Annotated in this window: 18 protein-coding genes and 1 pseudogene; 13 read left to right on the forward strand and 6 right to left on the reverse strand. The window is 53.4% G+C overall.

What is annotated here, in order from left to right; translation table 11 throughout:
- Window positions 1–30: 30 nt before the first annotated feature.
- Window positions 31–219, reverse strand: a complete 189-nt coding sequence (locus PSTEL_RS09305; RefSeq protein ID WP_038694797.1) for a type II toxin-antitoxin system HicA family toxin — start codon at window positions 217–219, stop codon at window positions 31–33.
- A 178-nt stretch (window positions 220–397) separates the two neighbouring features.
- The gene (locus PSTEL_RS09310; RefSeq protein WP_169744555.1) at window positions 398–583 is read right to left on the reverse strand and encodes a hypothetical protein; all 186 of its coding nucleotides are present in this window, start codon (window positions 581–583) and stop codon (window positions 398–400) included.
- A gap of 370 nt (window positions 584–953) precedes the next feature.
- Here PSTEL_RS09310 and PSTEL_RS27885 point away from each other — a divergent pair, with 370 nt between their 5' ends.
- From PSTEL_RS27885 to PSTEL_RS09330, 5 genes and pseudogenes are all read left to right on the forward strand, one after another.
- Window positions 954–1,148: a hypothetical protein gene (locus PSTEL_RS27885; protein ID WP_169744556.1), complete on the forward strand. Its 195-nt coding sequence runs from the start codon at window positions 954–956 to the stop codon at window positions 1,146–1,148.
- Between the two features lie 17 nt (window positions 1,149–1,165).
- Window positions 1,166–1,992: pseudogene (locus PSTEL_RS09315) on the forward strand (ABC transporter ATP-binding protein); the annotation flags it as partial.
- Window positions 1,993–2,279: 287 nt separating this feature from the next.
- Window positions 2,280–2,696, forward strand: a complete 417-nt coding sequence (locus tag PSTEL_RS09320) for a VOC family protein (protein WP_038700497.1) — start codon at window positions 2,280–2,282, stop codon at window positions 2,694–2,696.
- 335 nt (window positions 2,697–3,031) lie between these two features.
- Window positions 3,032–4,789, forward strand: coding sequence for an ABC transporter ATP-binding protein (locus tag PSTEL_RS09325; protein WP_038694801.1), 1,758 nt, complete (start codon window positions 3,032–3,034; stop codon window positions 4,787–4,789).
- Between the two features lie 13 nt (window positions 4,790–4,802).
- Window positions 4,803–6,644: an ABC transporter ATP-binding protein gene (locus PSTEL_RS09330; protein ID WP_038700500.1), complete on the forward strand. Its 1,842-nt coding sequence runs from the start codon at window positions 4,803–4,805 to the stop codon at window positions 6,642–6,644.
- A gap of 151 nt (window positions 6,645–6,795) precedes the next feature.
- Here the strand turns inward: PSTEL_RS09330 and PSTEL_RS09335 are convergent, their stop codons facing one another.
- The gene (locus PSTEL_RS09335) at window positions 6,796–7,830 is read right to left on the reverse strand and encodes an HD-GYP domain-containing protein (RefSeq protein ID WP_038694803.1); all 1,035 of its coding nucleotides are present in this window, start codon (window positions 7,828–7,830) and stop codon (window positions 6,796–6,798) included.
- 70 nt (window positions 7,831–7,900) lie between these two features.
- The gene (gene moaD, locus PSTEL_RS09340; RefSeq protein ID WP_038694805.1) at window positions 7,901–8,626 is read right to left on the reverse strand and encodes a molybdopterin converting factor subunit 1; all 726 of its coding nucleotides are present in this window, start codon (window positions 8,624–8,626) and stop codon (window positions 7,901–7,903) included.
- A 137-nt stretch (window positions 8,627–8,763) separates the two neighbouring features.
- On the opposite strand from moaD, the gene PSTEL_RS09345 reads away from it, so the two are divergent.
- The 3 genes from PSTEL_RS09345 (at window position 8,764) to PSTEL_RS09355 (ending at window position 12,341) form a co-directional block, all read left to right on the forward strand.
- Window positions 8,764–10,209, forward strand: coding sequence for a bifunctional metallophosphatase/5'-nucleotidase (locus PSTEL_RS09345; protein ID WP_038694807.1), 1,446 nt, complete (start codon window positions 8,764–8,766; stop codon window positions 10,207–10,209).
- Between the two features lie 84 nt (window positions 10,210–10,293).
- Window positions 10,294–11,118 carry an undecaprenyl-diphosphate phosphatase gene (locus PSTEL_RS09350; protein WP_038694809.1) on the forward strand — a complete coding sequence of 275 codons (825 nt, stop codon included), beginning with the start codon at window positions 10,294–10,296 and terminating at the stop codon, window positions 11,116–11,118.
- A gap of 146 nt (window positions 11,119–11,264) precedes the next feature.
- Window positions 11,265–12,341, forward strand: coding sequence for an HD-GYP domain-containing protein (locus PSTEL_RS09355; RefSeq protein WP_038694811.1), 1,077 nt, complete (start codon window positions 11,265–11,267; stop codon window positions 12,339–12,341).
- Here the strand turns inward: PSTEL_RS09355 and PSTEL_RS27575 are convergent.
- Entirely contained in the window at window positions 12,302–12,478 is a 177-nt protein-coding gene (locus PSTEL_RS27575) for a hypothetical protein (protein WP_156995832.1), read from the reverse strand. The two genes, PSTEL_RS09355 and PSTEL_RS27575, sit on opposite strands and share 40 nt — an antisense overlap.
- Before the next feature lie 112 nt (window positions 12,479–12,590).
- Here PSTEL_RS27575 and yfkAB point away from each other — a divergent pair, with 112 nt between their 5' ends.
- The 5 genes from yfkAB to PSTEL_RS09380 all read left to right on the forward strand — a co-directional run bounded on the left by yfkAB (window position 12,591) and on the right by PSTEL_RS09380 (window position 16,525).
- Window positions 12,591–13,727, forward strand: a complete 1,137-nt coding sequence (yfkAB, locus tag PSTEL_RS09360; protein WP_038694814.1) for a radical SAM/CxCxxxxC motif protein YfkAB — start codon at window positions 12,591–12,593, stop codon at window positions 13,725–13,727.
- A gap of 21 nt (window positions 13,728–13,748) precedes the next feature.
- Entirely contained in the window at window positions 13,749–15,107 is a 1,359-nt protein-coding gene (locus PSTEL_RS09365; RefSeq protein ID WP_038700503.1) for a hemolysin family protein, read from the forward strand.
- 339 nt (window positions 15,108–15,446) lie between these two features.
- Entirely contained in the window at window positions 15,447–15,656 is a 210-nt protein-coding gene (locus tag PSTEL_RS09370) for a spore coat associated protein CotJA (RefSeq protein ID WP_156996023.1), read from the forward strand.
- 3 nt (window positions 15,657–15,659) lie between these two features.
- Window positions 15,660–15,926 (forward strand): spore coat protein CotJB, encoded by a 267-nt coding sequence (locus tag PSTEL_RS09375; RefSeq protein ID WP_038694816.1) that lies wholly within the window; start codon window positions 15,660–15,662, stop codon window positions 15,924–15,926.
- A 29-nt stretch (window positions 15,927–15,955) separates the two neighbouring features.
- Window positions 15,956–16,525 (forward strand): manganese catalase family protein, encoded by a 570-nt coding sequence (locus PSTEL_RS09380; protein WP_038694818.1) that lies wholly within the window; start codon window positions 15,956–15,958, stop codon window positions 16,523–16,525.
- 179 nt (window positions 16,526–16,704) lie between these two features.
- On the opposite strand, the gene PSTEL_RS09385 is transcribed toward PSTEL_RS09380, so the two are convergent.
- A complete protein-coding gene (locus PSTEL_RS09385) occupies window positions 16,705–17,493 on the reverse strand; it encodes a carbohydrate ABC transporter permease (RefSeq protein ID WP_052099193.1) in 789 nt (262 codons plus the stop codon).
- Window positions 17,494–17,496: the final 3 nt, after the last annotated feature.

The following is a 17,496-nucleotide window of genomic DNA, read 5'->3' on the forward strand; positions in this document are numbered from 1 at the left end:
TAACCTCCTTGAGGGGAGGGGCTTGCGCCCCTACAGCCCTGCTGATTTAAGGATACTAGCTTGTGTCTTGGGAGGAAAGCTACTTCTAGGATGCGGCACCGTGACTTTCCCGGGCTTTTTCGGATGTTTGAAGTAATGGTGGCTGCCATGTACTCCGATTAAGAACCATCCGTCCTCTTCAAGAAGTTTTATGATTTCTCTTGAACTGTAAGCCTTCATCTCAACCCTCCTTATACTTCTATTATACACGTATTATATGTACGTGTCAACGTATAAATAATACGTACTATTATCTACAGGAAACTTTTCCTTACGAGTACCCAACACCTCGGCGGAACTCCATCTTCATTTCAATCACTAAGACCGGACGTTCATATGGTTCCTCGAAGCGATCCCACTATTTGATGTCTGCATGGCGGTATATGGCGATGGCATAGGGGATTTTGATGGTGTACCACTCCGCCACCTCATTAGCCCGTCGTGGTGTGATCTGCGGACGTTCGTATGATCGCCAGCGATATGGTTGTTCTGGATCAAAGAATTGATCTACGAATCGCTGAAGCGTCATGGGTTCGATTTTCATAATATCCCTCATTTCGTTGTCCGTTTCTTGTCCGTTTTCTTCTGAAATCAAATGATATTCATTGAAATGCTAACATCCTTTTAATAGAAGAAAGACGGATAATACAACGATATGAAAGCATCCTCCAATAAAATTCGAGATGGAAGGGTCCATAGGCTAAGGTTGAAAGTCCTTGTTGCACAAGGCTTTAAACCAATGCATCGTTTTCAATTTTCTCCCTGATGTACAAATACGTGTCCGTGGTGATCTTGATGCTTCCATGCTCAAGACGCCCGAACACGTTTTTTGTTTGCCCACCACTTTTTTGGTTGACCCATAAAAACTTCCAGTTACCGGCACAAGTTACGCTTCCCGCTCCATATCCTGCCGAATGATTGAGGCAAGTGAGGACAGCAGGGGAGCTTTATTTGTTTTGATAAAAAAATGCCCGCCTTCAATCATTTCAATTGTAAACGGCCCATCGCAACAGCTGCTCCACGCCTCCATTCCTTCCCGGCTCGCCTCCGGATCGCTTGTACCGGTAAAAGCCGAAATGGTGCAGTCCAGTTTTGCTTCTTCGGAATAACGAATGTCTCATCCAGCGTACGCCTCCCTGCGTTCAAGTATGATGCCATGGCGGGTGAGCGCATTGTCAGCTTGCTGGAGCAGCCGGTTATGGGTGGTGACAAACTGACTGGAACAGACCATGATATTCGCTTTGAGCATGTTACCTTTGGCTACAGCCAGCACCCCGTATTGAGTGATGTGTCTGTGCACATGAAGGAAGGGACGCTTACGTCCATCGTAGGACCGTCGGGCAGCGGCATGAGCACGATGCTTCGTCTGATTACCCGCTTCTACGACCCGCAGGGCGGCAAAATATGGTTTGGCGGTACAGATCAGAGCCAGGCGGAGCCCGAACAGCTAATGAAACATATATCGATGGTGTTCCAGGATGTGTACCTGTTCCAGGACACGATCCGGAATAACATCCGCTATGGCCGGGAGGACGCTACGCAGGAGGAAATCCAGGCGGCTGCGCGGGAGGCGTGCTGCCACGATTTTATTATGAAGCTGGAGCTTGGCTACGACACGCCCGTAGAAGAAGGCGGATCTACCTGTCCGGCGGCGAGAAGCAGCGGATTTCGATTGCCAGGGCAATCCTGAAGAATGCACCGGTTATTTTGCTCGACGAGGCGACCTCTTCGCTTGATCCGGAGAACGAAGCCGATATGCAGCGGGCGATCAACCGGCTTGTGAAGGGGCGCACCGTCGTCATGATTGCCCACCGGCTGAAGACGGTCGTCCGTTCGGATAACATCATCGTGTTGGACAAAGGCAGGGTGGTCAGTCAGGGACGGCATGAGGAATTGCTTCAGACATGCGGACTTTACGCCAAGCTGTGGGACATCCAGAGCAGAAGCAGCTGATGGAAAATAGCAGCGCCCAAGGAGGCGACAGTGTGAGCAGTGTGAGCGGCAGTGAGAACTCAGGCCACCAACATGATTGTGAGAGCCGGAGGCAAAATGAAAATCGCCGCTGTGTTAACACTGGATTTAGCGGCAGCCCGCTATGAGTCACATTTAGCGGGCTGTATTGTATGCGGAAAATTAGATTTTTCTCCGGTTCCAACACTCATGCTTTACACGAACATTTGTTCTAGTATATACTGAAAAAGGAGAATCAATTAATCCACTGTGAAAGGATGCTGAGCGCATTGGCGAAGCTGGTTATCTATCTGAATTGTGAGGATGCTAGAAGTCAGGCGGCGTTTTACACCGAAGCGTTGGGTGGAGAAATACTGAATATGGTGACCTATGAAGCTGGTCCCTGGAGCGATATGCCGGAGAAGGACAAGAACAAAATCATGCATATGACCTTTACGGCGGGCGGCGTGCTCTTCTATGCCTGTGACTCAATCGGAGAGCCGATTCAGCGGGGTAACGGCGCTTTCTTCTATCTGTCTTTCGAGACCGAGGAAGAGGCTTATGCCGCATTTGACCGTCTTGCAGTCGGTGGAGAGGTGATCGAAAGTCTTAAGGTACAGTTCTGGGGAGACCTGTTCGGCCAGCTCAAGGATCAGTATGGTGTGATTTGGCAGATTGCGGTTGAGAACACGAGTCCCTCAATGTAATCAATTTGATAAATAAAAGAATCATAACGGAGATTGAGAGAAGCAGGCAGCTTCCCGGTTTGAGGAAAGCGGACAGCCTGCTTTTTGCATTTTGGACAGACGTGGTGATCCGCCTTTGTGCAGGTTGAGGATTATCCAGTAATCCGGAGGAAATAGAAGGAATCCATGAATGTAACGGGACCCAGGAAATCCTTAGTACGGTAATTCCTTGAATCAAGTGATTTTTGAATGTTTTTGGGCTTTGCTCCATACATAGAGCGATGTTAAACTGCTTAAAGTCACCATGAAAAGAAAGCGCTAAATTTCAAGGAAATGTGAAACAAAGGAGGAGAGACATGGAGGTTCTTAGGCAACTGCGGGGCTTTTACCGGGAGAGGCTGCACTTTTTGTATTTATCGATTATATGCTTGGCAGCTGCAACCGGAGTGGGATTGATTACACCTAATCTGCTCAGGAAGCTGATCGATGAGGTGATTGTTCCTATGAAATTCGATCAGGTTCCTACTTTGGCGCTGACTGTTCTGGGGGTTGTGTTCGTCAAGGCTTGTCTGCAGTTCGGGCACGGATTTTTCGGAGGGAGGCTCGGAAATTTTCTGGCTTACCGCCTGCGCAACGCCTGCTATGAGAAGCTGCAATATCTGTCATTTCACTATTATGATACCGCGAAGACAGGGGATCTGATGTCCCGGCTGACCGGAGATCTGGAAGCGATCCGCTTGTTCATCGGCTTCGGATTCGCCCAGCTGCTGAACGTATTCTTCATGGTGCTGTTCGGCTCCATCGTCATGTTCTCTCTGAACTGGCAGTTAACGCTTATTACGCTGATTACAATGCCGCTGCTGGCAGCGGTGGCTTTTAGATTCGAGTCCCGCATTCATCCCGCGTTTCAGGAAATGCGCCTTGCGCTCGGCGCGTTGACGACCGTCGTACAGGAGAATGTTACGGGTGTGCGGACGGTCAAATCCTTTGCCCGGGAGCCGTATGAGGTGAAGAAGTTCTCGGGACGCAACGACCGCTATAAGGATAACCAGCTTGAAGCCGCAGGGCTGTGGAGCAGGTACTTTCCGATTATGGAGTTCCTGGCATGCGCCTGTATCGCCATCCTGCTCGGTGTAGGCGGAACGCTGGTTATTAAGGAATCGATGTCGCTGGGCGAGCTTGTCGCCTTTTTTAGTCTCATCTGGTACATTATCGGTCCGGTCTGGGGGCTCGGCTTCCATATTAACAACTACACCCAGTCGAAGGCTTCCGGAGAGCGGGTGCTTGAGGTTCTCAATCATCCGATCGATGTGCGGGATAAGCCGGAGACGGTGGAGCTGCCGACCGAAGGTGTGAAAGGGCATATTGTGTTTGATCATGTTACCTTTGCGTACGGAAACAAGCTCCCGGCTGTTACCGATTTGAACTTTGAAGCCAAGCCGGGCTCGGTTATCGGCTTTCTGGGTGGAACCGGCTCAGGGAAATCAACGGTTATTCAGCTGCTGATGCGGGCTTATGACGTGAATGAAGGGGTCATCCGCCTGGACGGCGCAGATATTAGAGATCTTGGCGTCAGAGAGCTGCGCGGGCAGATTGCCGCCGTATTCCAGGAGACGTTCCTGTTCTCGTCCTCCATCCGGAACAACATTTCGTACGGGCTGAAGGATGTCTCCATGGAAGAAATCATTCGTGCGGCCAAGCTGGCCAAAGCGCATGATTTCATCATGGAAATGCCGGAAGGCTACGATACCATTGTCGGAGAGCGCGGCCTCGGTCTGTCAGGCGGTCAGAAGCAGCGGGTCGCGATTGCCAGAGCGCTGCTGACGAACCCGCGGATTCTCGTACTGGACGATGCAACGAGCGCGGTTGATATGGAGACGGAGCATGAAATCCAGTCGGGCTTCCAGGAAGTCATGCGGGACCGGACGACGCTGATTATCGCGCACCGGATTTCCTCGCTGCGGCATGCGGATCTCATTCTTGTCATGGATGAGGGAAGAGTGGTGCAGCGCGGTACACATGACGAATTGATCTCGGTTCCCGGTCCTTACCGCGACGTATACCGGATTCAATACGCCGACTATCTCAAGCGACAGGCCGGGGGTGAGAATTAGCATGAGCGATTTAATGGTACAGAGCAAGAATGATAAACGCTCTGAACCTAGAGAGCCTGAACTGGGCGAAAGATTTGTCTATAAAGATGACGATGCCATCGACAAGGCATTCGACTGGAAGCAGTTCAGCCGGTTGTTCGGCTACATGAGACCGTATGCGAAACAGATTTTGCCGATCGTTTTGTTGATGATGGTGCTGGGAACCATAACGAAGCTGACGGTTCCGTTCCTGACCAGCCTTGCGATCGATAAGGCAATCGCGCCCAAGACGGGCAGCCCGAGCCTTACCATGCTGTACGGAATTACGGCGGGTGTCATTCTTCTGTTTCTCATCCAATGGATTGCCGGTGTATTCCGGATCAAGTACACCAACCTGATGGGTCAGCGGGTCATTTACGATCTTCGGGCGGATTTGTTCAAGCATATCCAGAAGCTGAGCTTTAACTTCTTCGACAAGCGGCCGGCCGGCTCGGTGCTCGTGCGGGTGACGAACGATATCAATTCACTGCAGGATCTCTTCACGAACGGGGTCGTCAACTCGGTGATTGACTGCGTTCAACTGGCGGGAATCATCATTATCCTCCTGCTGCTTAACTGGAAGCTGGGACTCGCCGTAATAATCACGGTGCCGATCATGTTCCTTGTGTCCACCAAGCTCAGAAAGACCATTCGCCTGGCCTGGCAGCAGGTCCGGATCAAGACTTCACGGATCAATTCCCATTTGAATGAGTCTATTCAGGGGATACGGGTAACCCAGGCCTATACCCAGGAGCATGAGAATATGCTCTACTTTGATGCGATGAACAAAGACAGCAAAAAGTCCTGGGACAAGGCATCGGCGCTCAACCAGGGGTTCGGGCCAATTATCGAGATTACTGGAGGGCTTGGAACGCTGATCCTGTTCTGGTTCGGGGCCTATCTCATACAGACCGGAAGCCTGACGGTTGGCATATTGGTTGCCTTCAGCACCTATGTCAGCAACTTCTGGGACCCGATCAACCGGCTGGGTCAGACATACAACCAGTTGCTGGTGGCTATGGCTTCCTCCGAGCGTATCTTCGAATATCTGGACGAAGAGCCTCTGGTGAAGGACAGCCCAAATGCCAAGCCAATTCCTACGATCCGCGGGGATATCCGCTTTGAGAATGTCAGCTTCGAATATGAACCGGGCCGTGCGGCCCTTAAAGGAATCAATCTGGACGTCCATGCAGGCCAGTCGATCGCTCTCGTCGGACACACCGGTTCAGGCAAGAGCACCATTATCAACCTGATTAGCCGGTTCTACGATATCTCGGGAGGCCGCATTACCATCGATGACATGGATATCCGGGACGTTACACTGGTGAGTCTGCGCAGCCAGATCGGGATCGTGCTCCAGGATACGTTCATCTTCTCGGGCACGATTCGGGACAATATCCGTTTCGGGCGGCTGGAGGCCACCGACCGGGAGGTGGAGGAAGCGGCCAAAGCCGTTGGCGCACATGAGTTTATCATGAAGCTGAAGTCCGGTTACGATACCGAGGTAGAGGAGCGGGGCAGCGCGCTGTCCATGGGCCAGCGCCAGCTGTTATCCTTCGCGAGGGCCCTGCTTGCCGATCCGCGCATTCTGATTCTGGATGAAGCGACGGCGAGCATCGATACCGAGACGGAGCTGAAGATCCAGGAAGCGCTGAAGGTGCTACTCCAGGGACGCACCTCCTTTATCGTGGCGCATCGCTTGTCCACAATCCGTCATGCGGATAATATCATCGTTCTCGATCATGGGGAAATAAAAGAAACCGGCACCCATAACGATCTGACGAAGCGGGGAGGCATATACAACGGTTTGATTGAAGCGCAGTTCCGGTTTCTGTAAATGTATTCCCGGCGGCTTCCTTCTATAATAGGAAGGGCTGTCCGGGATGATTATTTTTCATCAGATGTTGACCAACAACCATAACAAGAGGGGATCCCGGAAGTCATCACTGATGACTGTCGAGAACCCCTCTTTCTTATTGATCCATGCGTTATTCCATGTAAATTTCAATAATGGTGATATGCCGTTCGCGAGACAAATCGATAAAGCGGCTCCCGCTCTGTACAAGGGGACGGAAGACATCGATCGAATTATTCAGAATAATGACGCCCATATCGCCGGTGCTGAGAAGCACTTTTTTTCCGATAAAATTGGGCATCAGATGCTGGATAAAGGCCTGTACGGATTTGGCGTTCAGCTTGCCGAAGCTTAAATTGTGAAGCTCTCTCAGAACGGTGATCAATTCCTGCCTCGACTGATAGACCCGGGCTGTCGTCATCGCGCTGTAGACGTCGGCGATTGCGGCGATTTGGGCATAGGGATGAATTTCGCTCTTAAGAAGCTGGGCGGGATAGCCGGAGCCGTCCTCGCGTTCATGGTGCTGAAGGGCTACAAGCGCTGTGCTGTGGTCAGACATGGAACTGCGGATGATTTCGTAGCCGTAAGTAGTATGTCTCTTGATCTCTTCAAATTCCTCCGGCGTAAGCTTGGAAGGCTTGTTCAGAATGTCGGCCGGAATCCGGCATTTGCCGATATCCAGCAGATAACCGGCCCGCGATATTTGATAGCATTCATTCTTGGAATATCCAAGCCATGATGCAATATAATAACTTAGCATGCCGACTTGGAGAGAGTGGGTATAGGTATATTCATCGTCACGGTCCAGCAGCAGAAGCAGTGTGACCACATCTTTGTGCTGGTCAAGCGAGCTGAGAAGCGGCTGCAAAATATCGTCAACCATCGTTTGGTTGAAATTGCCCTTGGCCAGCGCCTCCATATACAGGGATTCAAAGCCCTGGATCGTCTGGTCGAAATTGGCGGCGACGTTGCGGATAATGGATGGAGACGAAGCGGCCTGCTCTGCAGGACCATCAATGTCCACATAATCCACACCGTGCTGGAACAGCCTGCTGATATCCTCAAGCTTCAGCTGAGTCCCCTTGGATAATACATGAAGGCCCTTGCTGTTGAACGTATCGTTCTTCAAACAGTCGCCGGGCTTAAGATCCGTGACGTGCACTTTCAAATTCAATGCCACCTCTGCCTGTCATATTAATATGGACTAACTGGAAATCGGGAAGATGCTCTATCGCATATCAGCAATTTGGATTGGGCCACAGGCCGCTGAACTTCGCGTCGGCGCCTTTCCAGGTTCCGCCTGCCAGGTCGATATCCTTCTTCCAGATGGGAACCATGCGTTTAAGCTCTTCGATTGCGAAGCGGCTGGCTTCGTAACAGGCGTCACGGTGAGGGGCGGATACGGCAATGATCACGCTCGCTTCCTTCACGGCGACGGACCCGATGCGGTGGGAGATAGCGCAGCTGCCCTGCCAGCGTTCCCGGACCTCTCGGCCGATTTCTTCAAGCTTGGCGAGGGCCATTGGGGCATAAGCTTCGTAAAATAAAACCTCTGTCCGCTCCTCGCCGGTCATTTCTCGGGTGGTTCCGACGAAGACCAGGGAAGCACCATGATTCTTGTCCAGCACCTTATCCAGGATCTGTTCCGCTTGCAGGGGCTCCTCCGTCAAGATGTACAAGCCGTTCTCCGGCGAAGCCCCCTCTGTAGGGGAGGGCTCGCCGCCGGATACCGGGGGAATCAGGGCGACTTCCGAGGCTTCGGTGATCGCGGTGTCTTCAGGCGCGTATTCACGGTCGACCGCTACCATCGAAACGGAGATTTGGCCTGCAGCCTCTGGATACGAGGAGGACAGCAGCTCTTTAAGCCTGCCGGCGGTAATGGAGTGCTCGTCCACCTCGAAGCGGAGTGCCTGGGAACCGATAGCTTCGGCCAGACCCGCAAAAAGTCGAATTGAAATGTGCATCTTGGATTCACCTCGAAATGATCATAGTGACTACAATATACCATAATGGCTTTGAAAATGTTATGCTAGGCACTATAGACAAAATAGCCCGCCGCCCCCTTGGGGGATGAGCGGTACGGCCGGAAGGAGCTTGGAAGATGAGGCTTGAAACCGGGAGAGTTACGATTTTACATACCAATGATATTCATAGCCACTTCGATTGGATGAGCCCGATTGCTTCTATGGTAACAGGGCAGAGGAGAGCAGGCAGCGGTCCTGTGGTGCTGTTCGACATAGGCGACCATATGGACAGGGTGGCGGCGGAGACCGAAGGAACTCGCGGGCAAGCCAACGTGGATATGATTAATCTTACCGGCTATGACGCTGTAACGATCGGTAACAATGAAGGCCTTACCTTCTCCGCCGACATGCTGGCGGCCGCCTATGCGGGAATTCTGTGTCCGGTCGTATGCTGCAACTTTGTAGAGAGTGCCACGGGTGAGCCGCCGAAGTGGATGAAGAGACATGCCATCCTGGAGAGGGGCGGGGTGAAGATCGGAGTGACGGGCGCTACCGTTCCGTTCACTTCCTTCTATTCGCTTCTCGGCTGGGACGCCTTGGAGCCGGAAGAATGCTTGCGGGAGCAGTGCCGTCTGCTTGCCCCTCAGGTGGATCTTCTCGTGATCCTGTCCCATTTGGGCCTGCCTGCCGACAAACAGCTGGCGGAGCGGCTGGAGGGGGAGGGCGTTCACGCCATTTTGGGCGGACATACGCATCATCTTCTTGAAGAACCGCTGATGATCGGCGGAACGGCCGTATGCGGAGCGGGTAAATTCGGACGCTACCTCGGGCGTCTCGTGTTTGAACGCGAAGCTCCGGGAGAGCCATTCCGCTACACCCGAGGATCATGCCTGGCTGTCGATCCCGCCGCCCGGGACGAGGAGGTGTCGGCGGCGGCGCAGCTGTCGCTGGAGCATGGCAGGGAAGCGCTGCGCGAGACGGTCGTTATTACGGACCGGAGCCTTGAGCTGGACGACAGCGGGGATTCGCCCTTCGCCAATTTGCTGGCGCAATCGATCCGGCGTTTTACAGGAGCGCGGTTCTCGCTGGTCAACTCTGGCCAGCTGCTGGGACCGCTACCTGAAGGGGAGATTACAACCGGCATGCTGCATAGCCTGTGTCCTTCTCCGATCAATACATGCATCATGACGCTGAAGGGCAGGGAGATCAGGACTGCCCTCAGCCAGAGCCTCAGTGCCGAGTTCCGGGAGAAGCCTATTTTCGGATACGGATTTCGCGGCAAATATCTCGGCGGATTGGCAGTTGACGGATTAAGCATCTTGTACGATCCGGCCGCCATGCCTTATGATGACAATGTTGCAGTTTTTGTCGAAGGGCAGCCGCTTGAGGATGAAGAGACCTACACGGTCGGAACGATCGACATGTTCACCTTCCGGCTCGGCTATGAATCCATCGCCGAAGGGAAGGATGTGCGGGTTCTTCTCCCTAACTTTCTGCGGGATCTGCTTCGGCTCGAACTGCAGAGACCGGGCAGCCTGGAAGAATGCCGCATTCCCAGATGGAAGGCAGGAACGACGCTCTGAGCGTCCAAAGCCTTCCTGCTGGAAAGACCGGCCGGCGGAGCCCGTCAGGCCGGTAACCTACATATAATTGTTTAGGAGGCCGATATGGATACTATTACAGCTGTAATTTTGGCAATTGTCGAAGGTATTACCGAATTTATTCCCGTTTCCTCTACCGGTCATATGATCTTGACCTCGAAGCTTCTCGGTTTCAGCGAGCAGGACAATTTAATGAAGACCTACGAAATTGTCATTCAGCTTGGCGCCATTCTGGCGATTGCGGTCGTCTACCGCCAGCGCATTCTGAATCTGCTGGGAATCGGACGATCACGCGACAGAGGAGGCGTAATGCCTCGTTCCCGGCTCAATCTCATCCACGTGCTGCTCGGGATTGTACCGGCGCTCGCCGTAGCGTTCTTCGCCCGGGACTTTATCAAGAGCCTGTTCAGCGCAAGCACCGTGGTGTGGGCGCTTGTCGCGGGAGGCATTCTGATGATCGTGGCAGAGTGGGTTAACAAGCGGAAGGTCCGCATCACCGCCCAGGAAATGGATGACATCTCTTACGGTCAGGCGCTGGCAATCGGCCTGTACCAGATTATCTCCGTCCTGTGGCCCGGCTTCTCGCGTTCCGGATCGACCATCTCCGGCGGGATGCTGAGCGGGGTCAGCTACAAGGCCTCTGCCGATTTCTCGTTCCTCATCGCGATCCCGATTATGTGTGCGGCTTCCGGTTATGAACTGCTGGATTCCTACAAAGAAATTACCGGGGACACCTTCGTGATGTTTGCCATCGGATTCGTCGTCTCGTTCGTTGTGGCCTATGTGGTCGTTATGCTGTTCATGCACTTTATCCAGAAGATCCGGCTGACTCATTTCGCCATCTACCGTTTCATTCTTGCAGCCTTCTTCTGGCTGTTCATTATGCGCTGATTCCGGTCCTTGCGGCCGAGGCAATCGCCCGGCTAACCGGGCCTACCCGACACCCCTTGCCGCATGCGGCAGTAACGGTATGGTTGAGGAAGAGATGTTGATTATCAGTTAGGCACCTTATTACCGTTAGGCAGGAGTGAGCCCATTTGCGTTTGGTACCCATCAATCGGCTTCAGGAGGGCATGAAGCTGGGCAAAAAAATTTATAACGATGAAGGCCTGGTGCTGCTCGCGGACGGGGTGGAGCTTACCGCTTCCCTGATTAGCCGTCTTTCTGCCATGGATATCGGTTATGTATACATACATGATGAACTGACAGATGACATCGAAATTCCCGAGATGCTGCATGACGAAACCCGAAATCAGGCGCTGAAGGCAATCCGCAGCCAGTTTCAGGACATGTCGAACAGCTCGGGCATTACCAAAGGGTTCTACCACCTGGACAAAAAATTCTCCAAAGTCATGGACACAATCCTGGACGATATGTCCCTTCAGGAAGATCCCATGATCATGCTTCATGACATGCATACCACCGACAATTATCTGTACATTCATTCGCTGAATGTGTGTCTGTACTCCCTTGTTCTCGGCATCGCATACGGCTACGGCAGGAACGAGCTTAAGACACTCGGTCTCGGCTCCCTGCTTCATGATATTGGCAAAACCCAGATTCCGGTCAAAATTGTCCAGAAGCCGGGGATGCTGAACGATGAAGAATTCCGGCACATGAAGGCGCACACCGAGATTGGATTCAACATTTTGAAGGATGAGCCCAACATCCCGCTGGTGGCCGCGCACTGCGCCCTGCAGCATCATGAACGGATTAATGGCTCGGGCTATCCGAGAGGTCTTAAAGGACCGGAAATTCACGAATATGCGAAGTGGATCGGGGTTGCCGATTCCTACGACGCCATGACTTCCAACCGGGTCTATAAAAGAGCCATGCTGCCGCATCAAGCGGTCGAGGCGCTGTATGTCGGCTCGGGAACGCTCTACGAGCAGAAGCAGCTCGAAATATTCCGGGACCGGGTGGCCATTTATCCGATCGGCCTTACCGTCAACCTCAGCACCGGAGAACGGGGCGTTGTCGTCAAAATCGACCCCAGCATTCCGCACAGACCGGTCGTGCGGGTCAATACGGGACCGGACAACGAGCCGATTGTCCCCTATGAAATCGATCTGCGTCAAGTTTTGTCCGTCGTGATTTCCGGAGTGATGGAATAGCGGCGGAAAGCGCCGAACATCCGGCGGTAGTACCGCCGGAAGCTGCCCTGCACGCAGCGGGAACCGTGAACAATGAAGCCTTCGCCAAGGAGGACTTCGAAGTTCCCGCTTCCGGCTGCTTTTGCGTTCCCTGGCAAAATTGGGGTTTTTCACTCCGTTCGTGGTATGATATCAAGTAAAACCGAGAAGCCCGGCACTTTTTTGGGTTAATAATGAGAATAAGCTACTGCATCTGAAGGAGTTACGCCTATGAAAGCTATTCAATCTGAAACCTCTCAAGTCTGCGGCTTGTCGCCGGAATATGATCCGTGGGACCCGATCGTCTCCCTGCGCAAGTATGGAAGACATACGTTGACCAGTGTGGAAATGACCGTCACCAATCTGTGCAATATGCGCTGTGAGCACTGTGCGGTAGGAGATAGTCTAACCATGAAGGAAGGCGAAATGCTGCCGCTGAAGACGATGCTGGATCGGCTGGAAGAAGTAGAACATCTGGAGACGATCAGCATTACCGGCGGTGAACCGATGTTCCGTGCTTCCACTGTCGACGAGGTGATCGTTCCGCTGCTTCAATACGCCAAGAGCAGAGGGCTGCGTTCGCAGATCAACTCGAATCTGACGATGCCCTATTCCCGGTATGAGAAGCTGCTTCCTTACCTGGACGTCATGCATATTTCATTCAATTATGTGAACGGCGACGATTTTCACGAAGTCGGCTTCGCGGGCAGCGCTCATCCCGTCGCCAAGGAAGCGGCTTACCGTCTGTACGACACGATGATTGCGAACGCCGAACGGCTCAGCGCTGACGGCATGTTCATTTCGGCGGAGTCGATGATCAACTACCGGACGCACCGGAAGCTGCCGGAGATCCACCGGCTGATCGGTGAAATGGGCTGCCGCAGACATGAGGTTCATCCGATGTACGCGTCAAGCTTCGCCTCGTCGCTGCCGATGCTGTCCCTGGCCGAGACGGCCGCTGCCATCCACGAGCTGCTGGACACCCGCGACCCGGAAATGTGGATGCTCTTCGGGACGCTGCCTTTCTTCGCGTGCAGTGAGGAAGGCCGTGATCTGGAGCTGATTCGCCGGCTGAGATCAGAGAAGAAGGTAACGGTGCGGAACGATCCGGACGGGCGGAATCGCGTCAATGTCAATCTGTTTACCGGAGATGTATTCGTGACGGACTTCGCCGATATTCCCGCCTTCGGCAATATCGCCGCGCGGAAGCTGGATGATATTTTTGCGGAATGGCTGGACCGGCATCCACTGAACCAGACGGTGAACTGTCATTGCGAAGCCGCCGGATGCTGCGGTCCCAATCTGTTGGTGAAAGATATGTACTATCAAAATCTGGATTTTAAATCGAGAAAAGCGATCACTCTGTAGAAATGGGGCGTTGTTATCGTGGTGCATACGGAATTTGAGATAGGAAGCTTAGTACTCAATCTTCTGCTCGTTCTGGTGCTCGTCTTCTTAAACGGTGTATTTGTGGCCGCGGAATTCTCGCTAGTGAAGGTGCGCCAGTCCCGGTTAACCCAGCTTCAGACCGAAGGGAACCGGCTGGCGGCTTATGCGCTGAAGGTGAACCATCGCCTTGACGCCTATCTGTCGGCAACCCAATTCGGCATTACGCTCGCCTCGCTGGGACTCGGCTGGGTCGGCGAACCGGCAATATCCGAACTTCTGGTCGAGCCGCTTATGTTTAAGCTCGGGGTCACCGACCACGCGCTTATTTCCACCGTATCGGTCGTTATAGGCTTCTGTATCATTACCTTCTTACATATTGTACTTGGCGAGCTGGCTCCCAAGTCGCTGGCCATCCAGAAGACGGAAGGCACGGCGCTGCTGCTGTCGGCTCCCCTGATGTTCTTCTATAAGCTGTTCTTTCCGTTCATCTGGGTGCTGAACGCTTCAGCCAACGCGCTGCTGCGCATGGTCGGCGTCGAACCGGCAAGCGAAGCGGAGGCTGCGCATTCCGAGGAGGAAATCCGTATTCTGATGAATCAGAGCGCCAAGAGCGGGGTCATCGACAAGGATGAAATGAAGCTGATGGATAACATCTTCGAGTTCTCCGATTTGCTTGCCCGCGAGGTTATGCTGCCCCGCACCGATATGGACTGCCTGTACACGAATCTGTCGGTGGAAGAGAACCTCAGAATTGTGTCAGTAACGAAGCATTCGCGTTATCCGGTGGCGTTCGAGGACAAGGACCGGATTATCGGTTTCGTCCATATCACCGATTTCCTGCTCGCTTCGCCGGAGCAGCAGAGCGACCTGGCGAAGCTGGTCCGTCCGATTCTGAATGTGCCGGAATCTATTGAAATCAGCCATGCGCTTCGTCTAATGCAGAAGAACCATTCCCAGATGACGCTCGTGGTGGATGAGTACGGCGGAACCGCAGGGCTGCTGACAGCGGAAGAGATTCTGGAGGAAATCGTTGGCGATCTGCATGATGAGTTCGAGGACGAACGCCCGAGCGTCGAGAAGCTGGAAGGCGGCTCCTACTCGGTGGACGGCCGTATGCTGATCGAGGATGTCAATGATCTGACCGGTATACAGATTGAAGATGATGAGGTCGACTCCATCGGCGGCTGGCTGTTCAAGGAGCTTGAAGGCAATCCGGCCAAGGGCAAGCGCAAAGTTCTGGATCATGTCATCTTCGAGGTTGAGGAGGCTACCCGGCTGCGGATTACCCGAATCAATATTCACCGGGAGCCGCCTGCGCCCGGCAAGGAGCTTGACGAGGCGCAGGGAGAGGACGAATAAAGGGCGGAGCGCCGCTCATAATTCCGGATAACACTTATACAAGCATACAAACCCAGACACACAGGCCCGGCTTTCATGTCAACTGACGTGAAAGCCGGGTTTATTTGTGCGTTCGCTTCTGTTTGGAGGAGGGGCTTCATAGATTAAATACGAAGATAACCCGGCTTCCGCCTATCCGGCACGGCCGGGGAAGCGAAGGAGGAAGTGCCGATGATTACGCAAGCGTCGAACATGCCGAATATGCCGAATATGCCGCAAGCGCCGAACATGCCGAGTATGCCGCAGGCTCCGAGCATGGCGAGTATGCCTCAGGCTCCAAACATGGCAATCCCGCTGAGCATGCAGGAGCGCGTCTACCCGGTATATGCGGGTCCGTTCGATCCCTGTCCGCCCATACTCTGCAAGACGTACGTCGTCCCGCCGCATCTGTTCCTTGGCTTTCAGCCCCCGAATCTTCCGCAGTTCTCACTGCCGGAAGCGCTGAAGCAGGGAACGCTGTGGCCTGCGCTGTCCAGCTCGTATTGCCCGCAAGAGAGAGGAGGCAACTAGTCCATGGAACCGACTCCCTGCGATCCCCGATATTATGAGATGCTGGAGCAGCTGCAGACGCTGGATTTCGCTCTGGTGGAGCTAAATCTCTATCTGGATACCCACCCGACCGATCTCAAGGCCATTACACAGTTCAACCAGCTGACTCAGGAACGCACGCGGTGCGCCAAACAATTCCAGGAGCTGTACGGCCCTCTGCAGAACTTCGGGCGGGCCTATTCCAAATGCCCATGGGAATGGAACGAGCCGCCTTGGCCGTGGCAGGTGTAGAGACTGTTAACGAAGGAGGAGGTTAACGCATGTGGATCTATGAGAAAAAACTGCAGTATCCGGTCCGGGTCAGCAAATGCGATCCGCGGATGGCGAAATTTCTGATCGAGCAATACGGGGGCGCGGACGGGGAGCTTGCCGCCGCCCTCCGCTATATGAACCAGCGGTATTCGATCCCGGGCAAAATTATCGGGCTGCTCACCGATATTTCCACGGAGGAGCTCGCCCATCTGGAAATGATCGCGACGATGGTCTACAAGCTGACGAAGGATGCGACGCCACAGCAGCTGGAGCAAGCCGGATTAGGCGCCCATTACGTGAATCATGATTCGGCGCTGTTCTACGAGAATGCGGGGGGAGTTCCCTTTACAGCGGCCTATATTCAGGCCAAAGGCGACCCGATTGCCGATCTGTATGAGGACATCGCGGCGGAAGAGAAAGCGCGGGCTACATATCAGTGGCTAATCAACATGACCGATGATGTGGACTTGATGGATAGTCTCAAATTTCTGCGGGAGCGGGAAATTGTGCATTCCCAACGATTCCGGGAAGCGGTTGAAATTCTCAAGGAAGACAGGGAATACAAGAAGGTATACTAGGCAAGGGGGTATACGGGGCTGGGGCTTCCGGGCATCTTCCAACTTTCCGGAAACTCCAGACTTCTGGAAACTCCGACTTGATGGTATACTCGATCAACTCCCGGCGAGGCTGCCTATAACAACACAACAGACTCTCCGCAACTAACAAGCGGAGAGTCTGTTTGCGCTTCAAAGGGAAGTCAGCCTTTAACGGCTCCGGCGACCACGCCTTTGACAATGTACTTCTGCAGGAAGATGAAGACGATGATGGAAGGCAGCACCGCCATGACCATCGCGGTCATCGCATATTGCCAGTCGGATGTGTACTGGCCGACAAAGGTATAGGCTGCAAGTGTAAGCGTCTTCGTATCCGGCGATCCGTTGACCATGAGCAGGGGCAGCAGGAAGTCGTTCCAGATCCACATAACGTCGATAATGATAATTGTGGTGGTTACCGACTTCAACAGCGGGAAGATGACGCTGAAGAACAGCCGGAATCCGGAAGCGCCGTCCATCGTGGCGCTCTCGTCAATTTCCCGGGGAATACCCTTGACGAATCCGTGGTAGATAAAGACGGCAAGCGGCGCTCCGAAGCCCCAGTACAGCAGGCCGAGTCCCCAGGTGCTCTCGGACAGGCCCAGATTTTTGGCCAGCTGCAGCACGGTCAGCATAATGGACTGAAACGGAATGAGCATCGGCATGATGCACAGAATATAGATGAAGCCGCTGAGCCGGGATTTGGTCCGGGCCAGCTTGTAGGCCGCGATGGAGGATACCAGCACAATGCCCGCCAGGCCGATTACCGTAATGACCAGATTGTTAAGAAAAAGCTTCGGATAGTTGATGAACTTCCATACATAGGAGTAATTATCGAATGCCAGATGCTTGGGCAGCGCGATAACGTCCGTCATGACTTCGCTGAAGCTTTTGAGCGAGTTGATGAGCGTCAGGAACAAAGGATAGAGGAACAGGAGAGACAGGATGACCATGAC

Source organism: Paenibacillus stellifer, assembly GCF_000758685.1.
Taxonomy (GTDB): domain Bacteria; phylum Bacillota; class Bacilli; order Paenibacillales; family Paenibacillaceae; genus Paenibacillus_AQ; species Paenibacillus_AQ stellifer.

Bases quoted from the DNA above. Each gene is read 5' to 3' on its own strand.
- PSTEL_RS09305 (WP_038694797.1), bottom strand. From the start codon at position 219: ATGAAGGCTTACAGTTCAAGAGAAATCATAAAACTTCTTGAAGAGGAC.
- PSTEL_RS09310 (WP_169744555.1), bottom strand. From the start codon at position 583: ATGAAAATCGAACCCATGACGCTTCAGCGATTCGTAGATCAATTCTTT.
- PSTEL_RS27885 (WP_169744556.1), top strand. From the start codon at position 954: ATGATTGAGGCAAGTGAGGACAGCAGGGGAGCTTTATTTGTTTTGATA.
- PSTEL_RS09325 (WP_038694801.1), top strand. From the start codon at position 3,032: ATGGAGGTTCTTAGGCAACTGCGGGGCTTTTACCGGGAGAGGCTGCAC.
- PSTEL_RS09330 (WP_038700500.1), top strand. From the start codon at position 4,803: ATGGTACAGAGCAAGAATGATAAACGCTCTGAACCTAGAGAGCCTGAA.
- moaD (WP_038694805.1), bottom strand. From the start codon at position 8,626: ATGCACATTTCAATTCGACTTTTTGCGGGTCTGGCCGAAGCTATCGGT.
- PSTEL_RS09345 (WP_038694807.1), top strand. From the start codon at position 8,764: ATGAGGCTTGAAACCGGGAGAGTTACGATTTTACATACCAATGATATT.
- PSTEL_RS09350 (WP_038694809.1), top strand. From the start codon at position 10,294: ATGGATACTATTACAGCTGTAATTTTGGCAATTGTCGAAGGTATTACC.
- yfkAB (WP_038694814.1), top strand. From the start codon at position 12,591: ATGAAAGCTATTCAATCTGAAACCTCTCAAGTCTGCGGCTTGTCGCCG.
- PSTEL_RS09370 (WP_156996023.1), top strand. From the start codon at position 15,447: ATGCAGGAGCGCGTCTACCCGGTATATGCGGGTCCGTTCGATCCCTGT.
- PSTEL_RS09375 (WP_038694816.1), top strand. From the start codon at position 15,660: ATGGAACCGACTCCCTGCGATCCCCGATATTATGAGATGCTGGAGCAG.
- PSTEL_RS09380 (WP_038694818.1), top strand. From the start codon at position 15,956: ATGTGGATCTATGAGAAAAAACTGCAGTATCCGGTCCGGGTCAGCAAA.
- PSTEL_RS09385 (WP_052099193.1), bottom strand. From the start codon at position 17,493: ATGGTCATCCTGTCTCTCCTGTTCCTCTATCCTTTGTTCCTGACGCTC.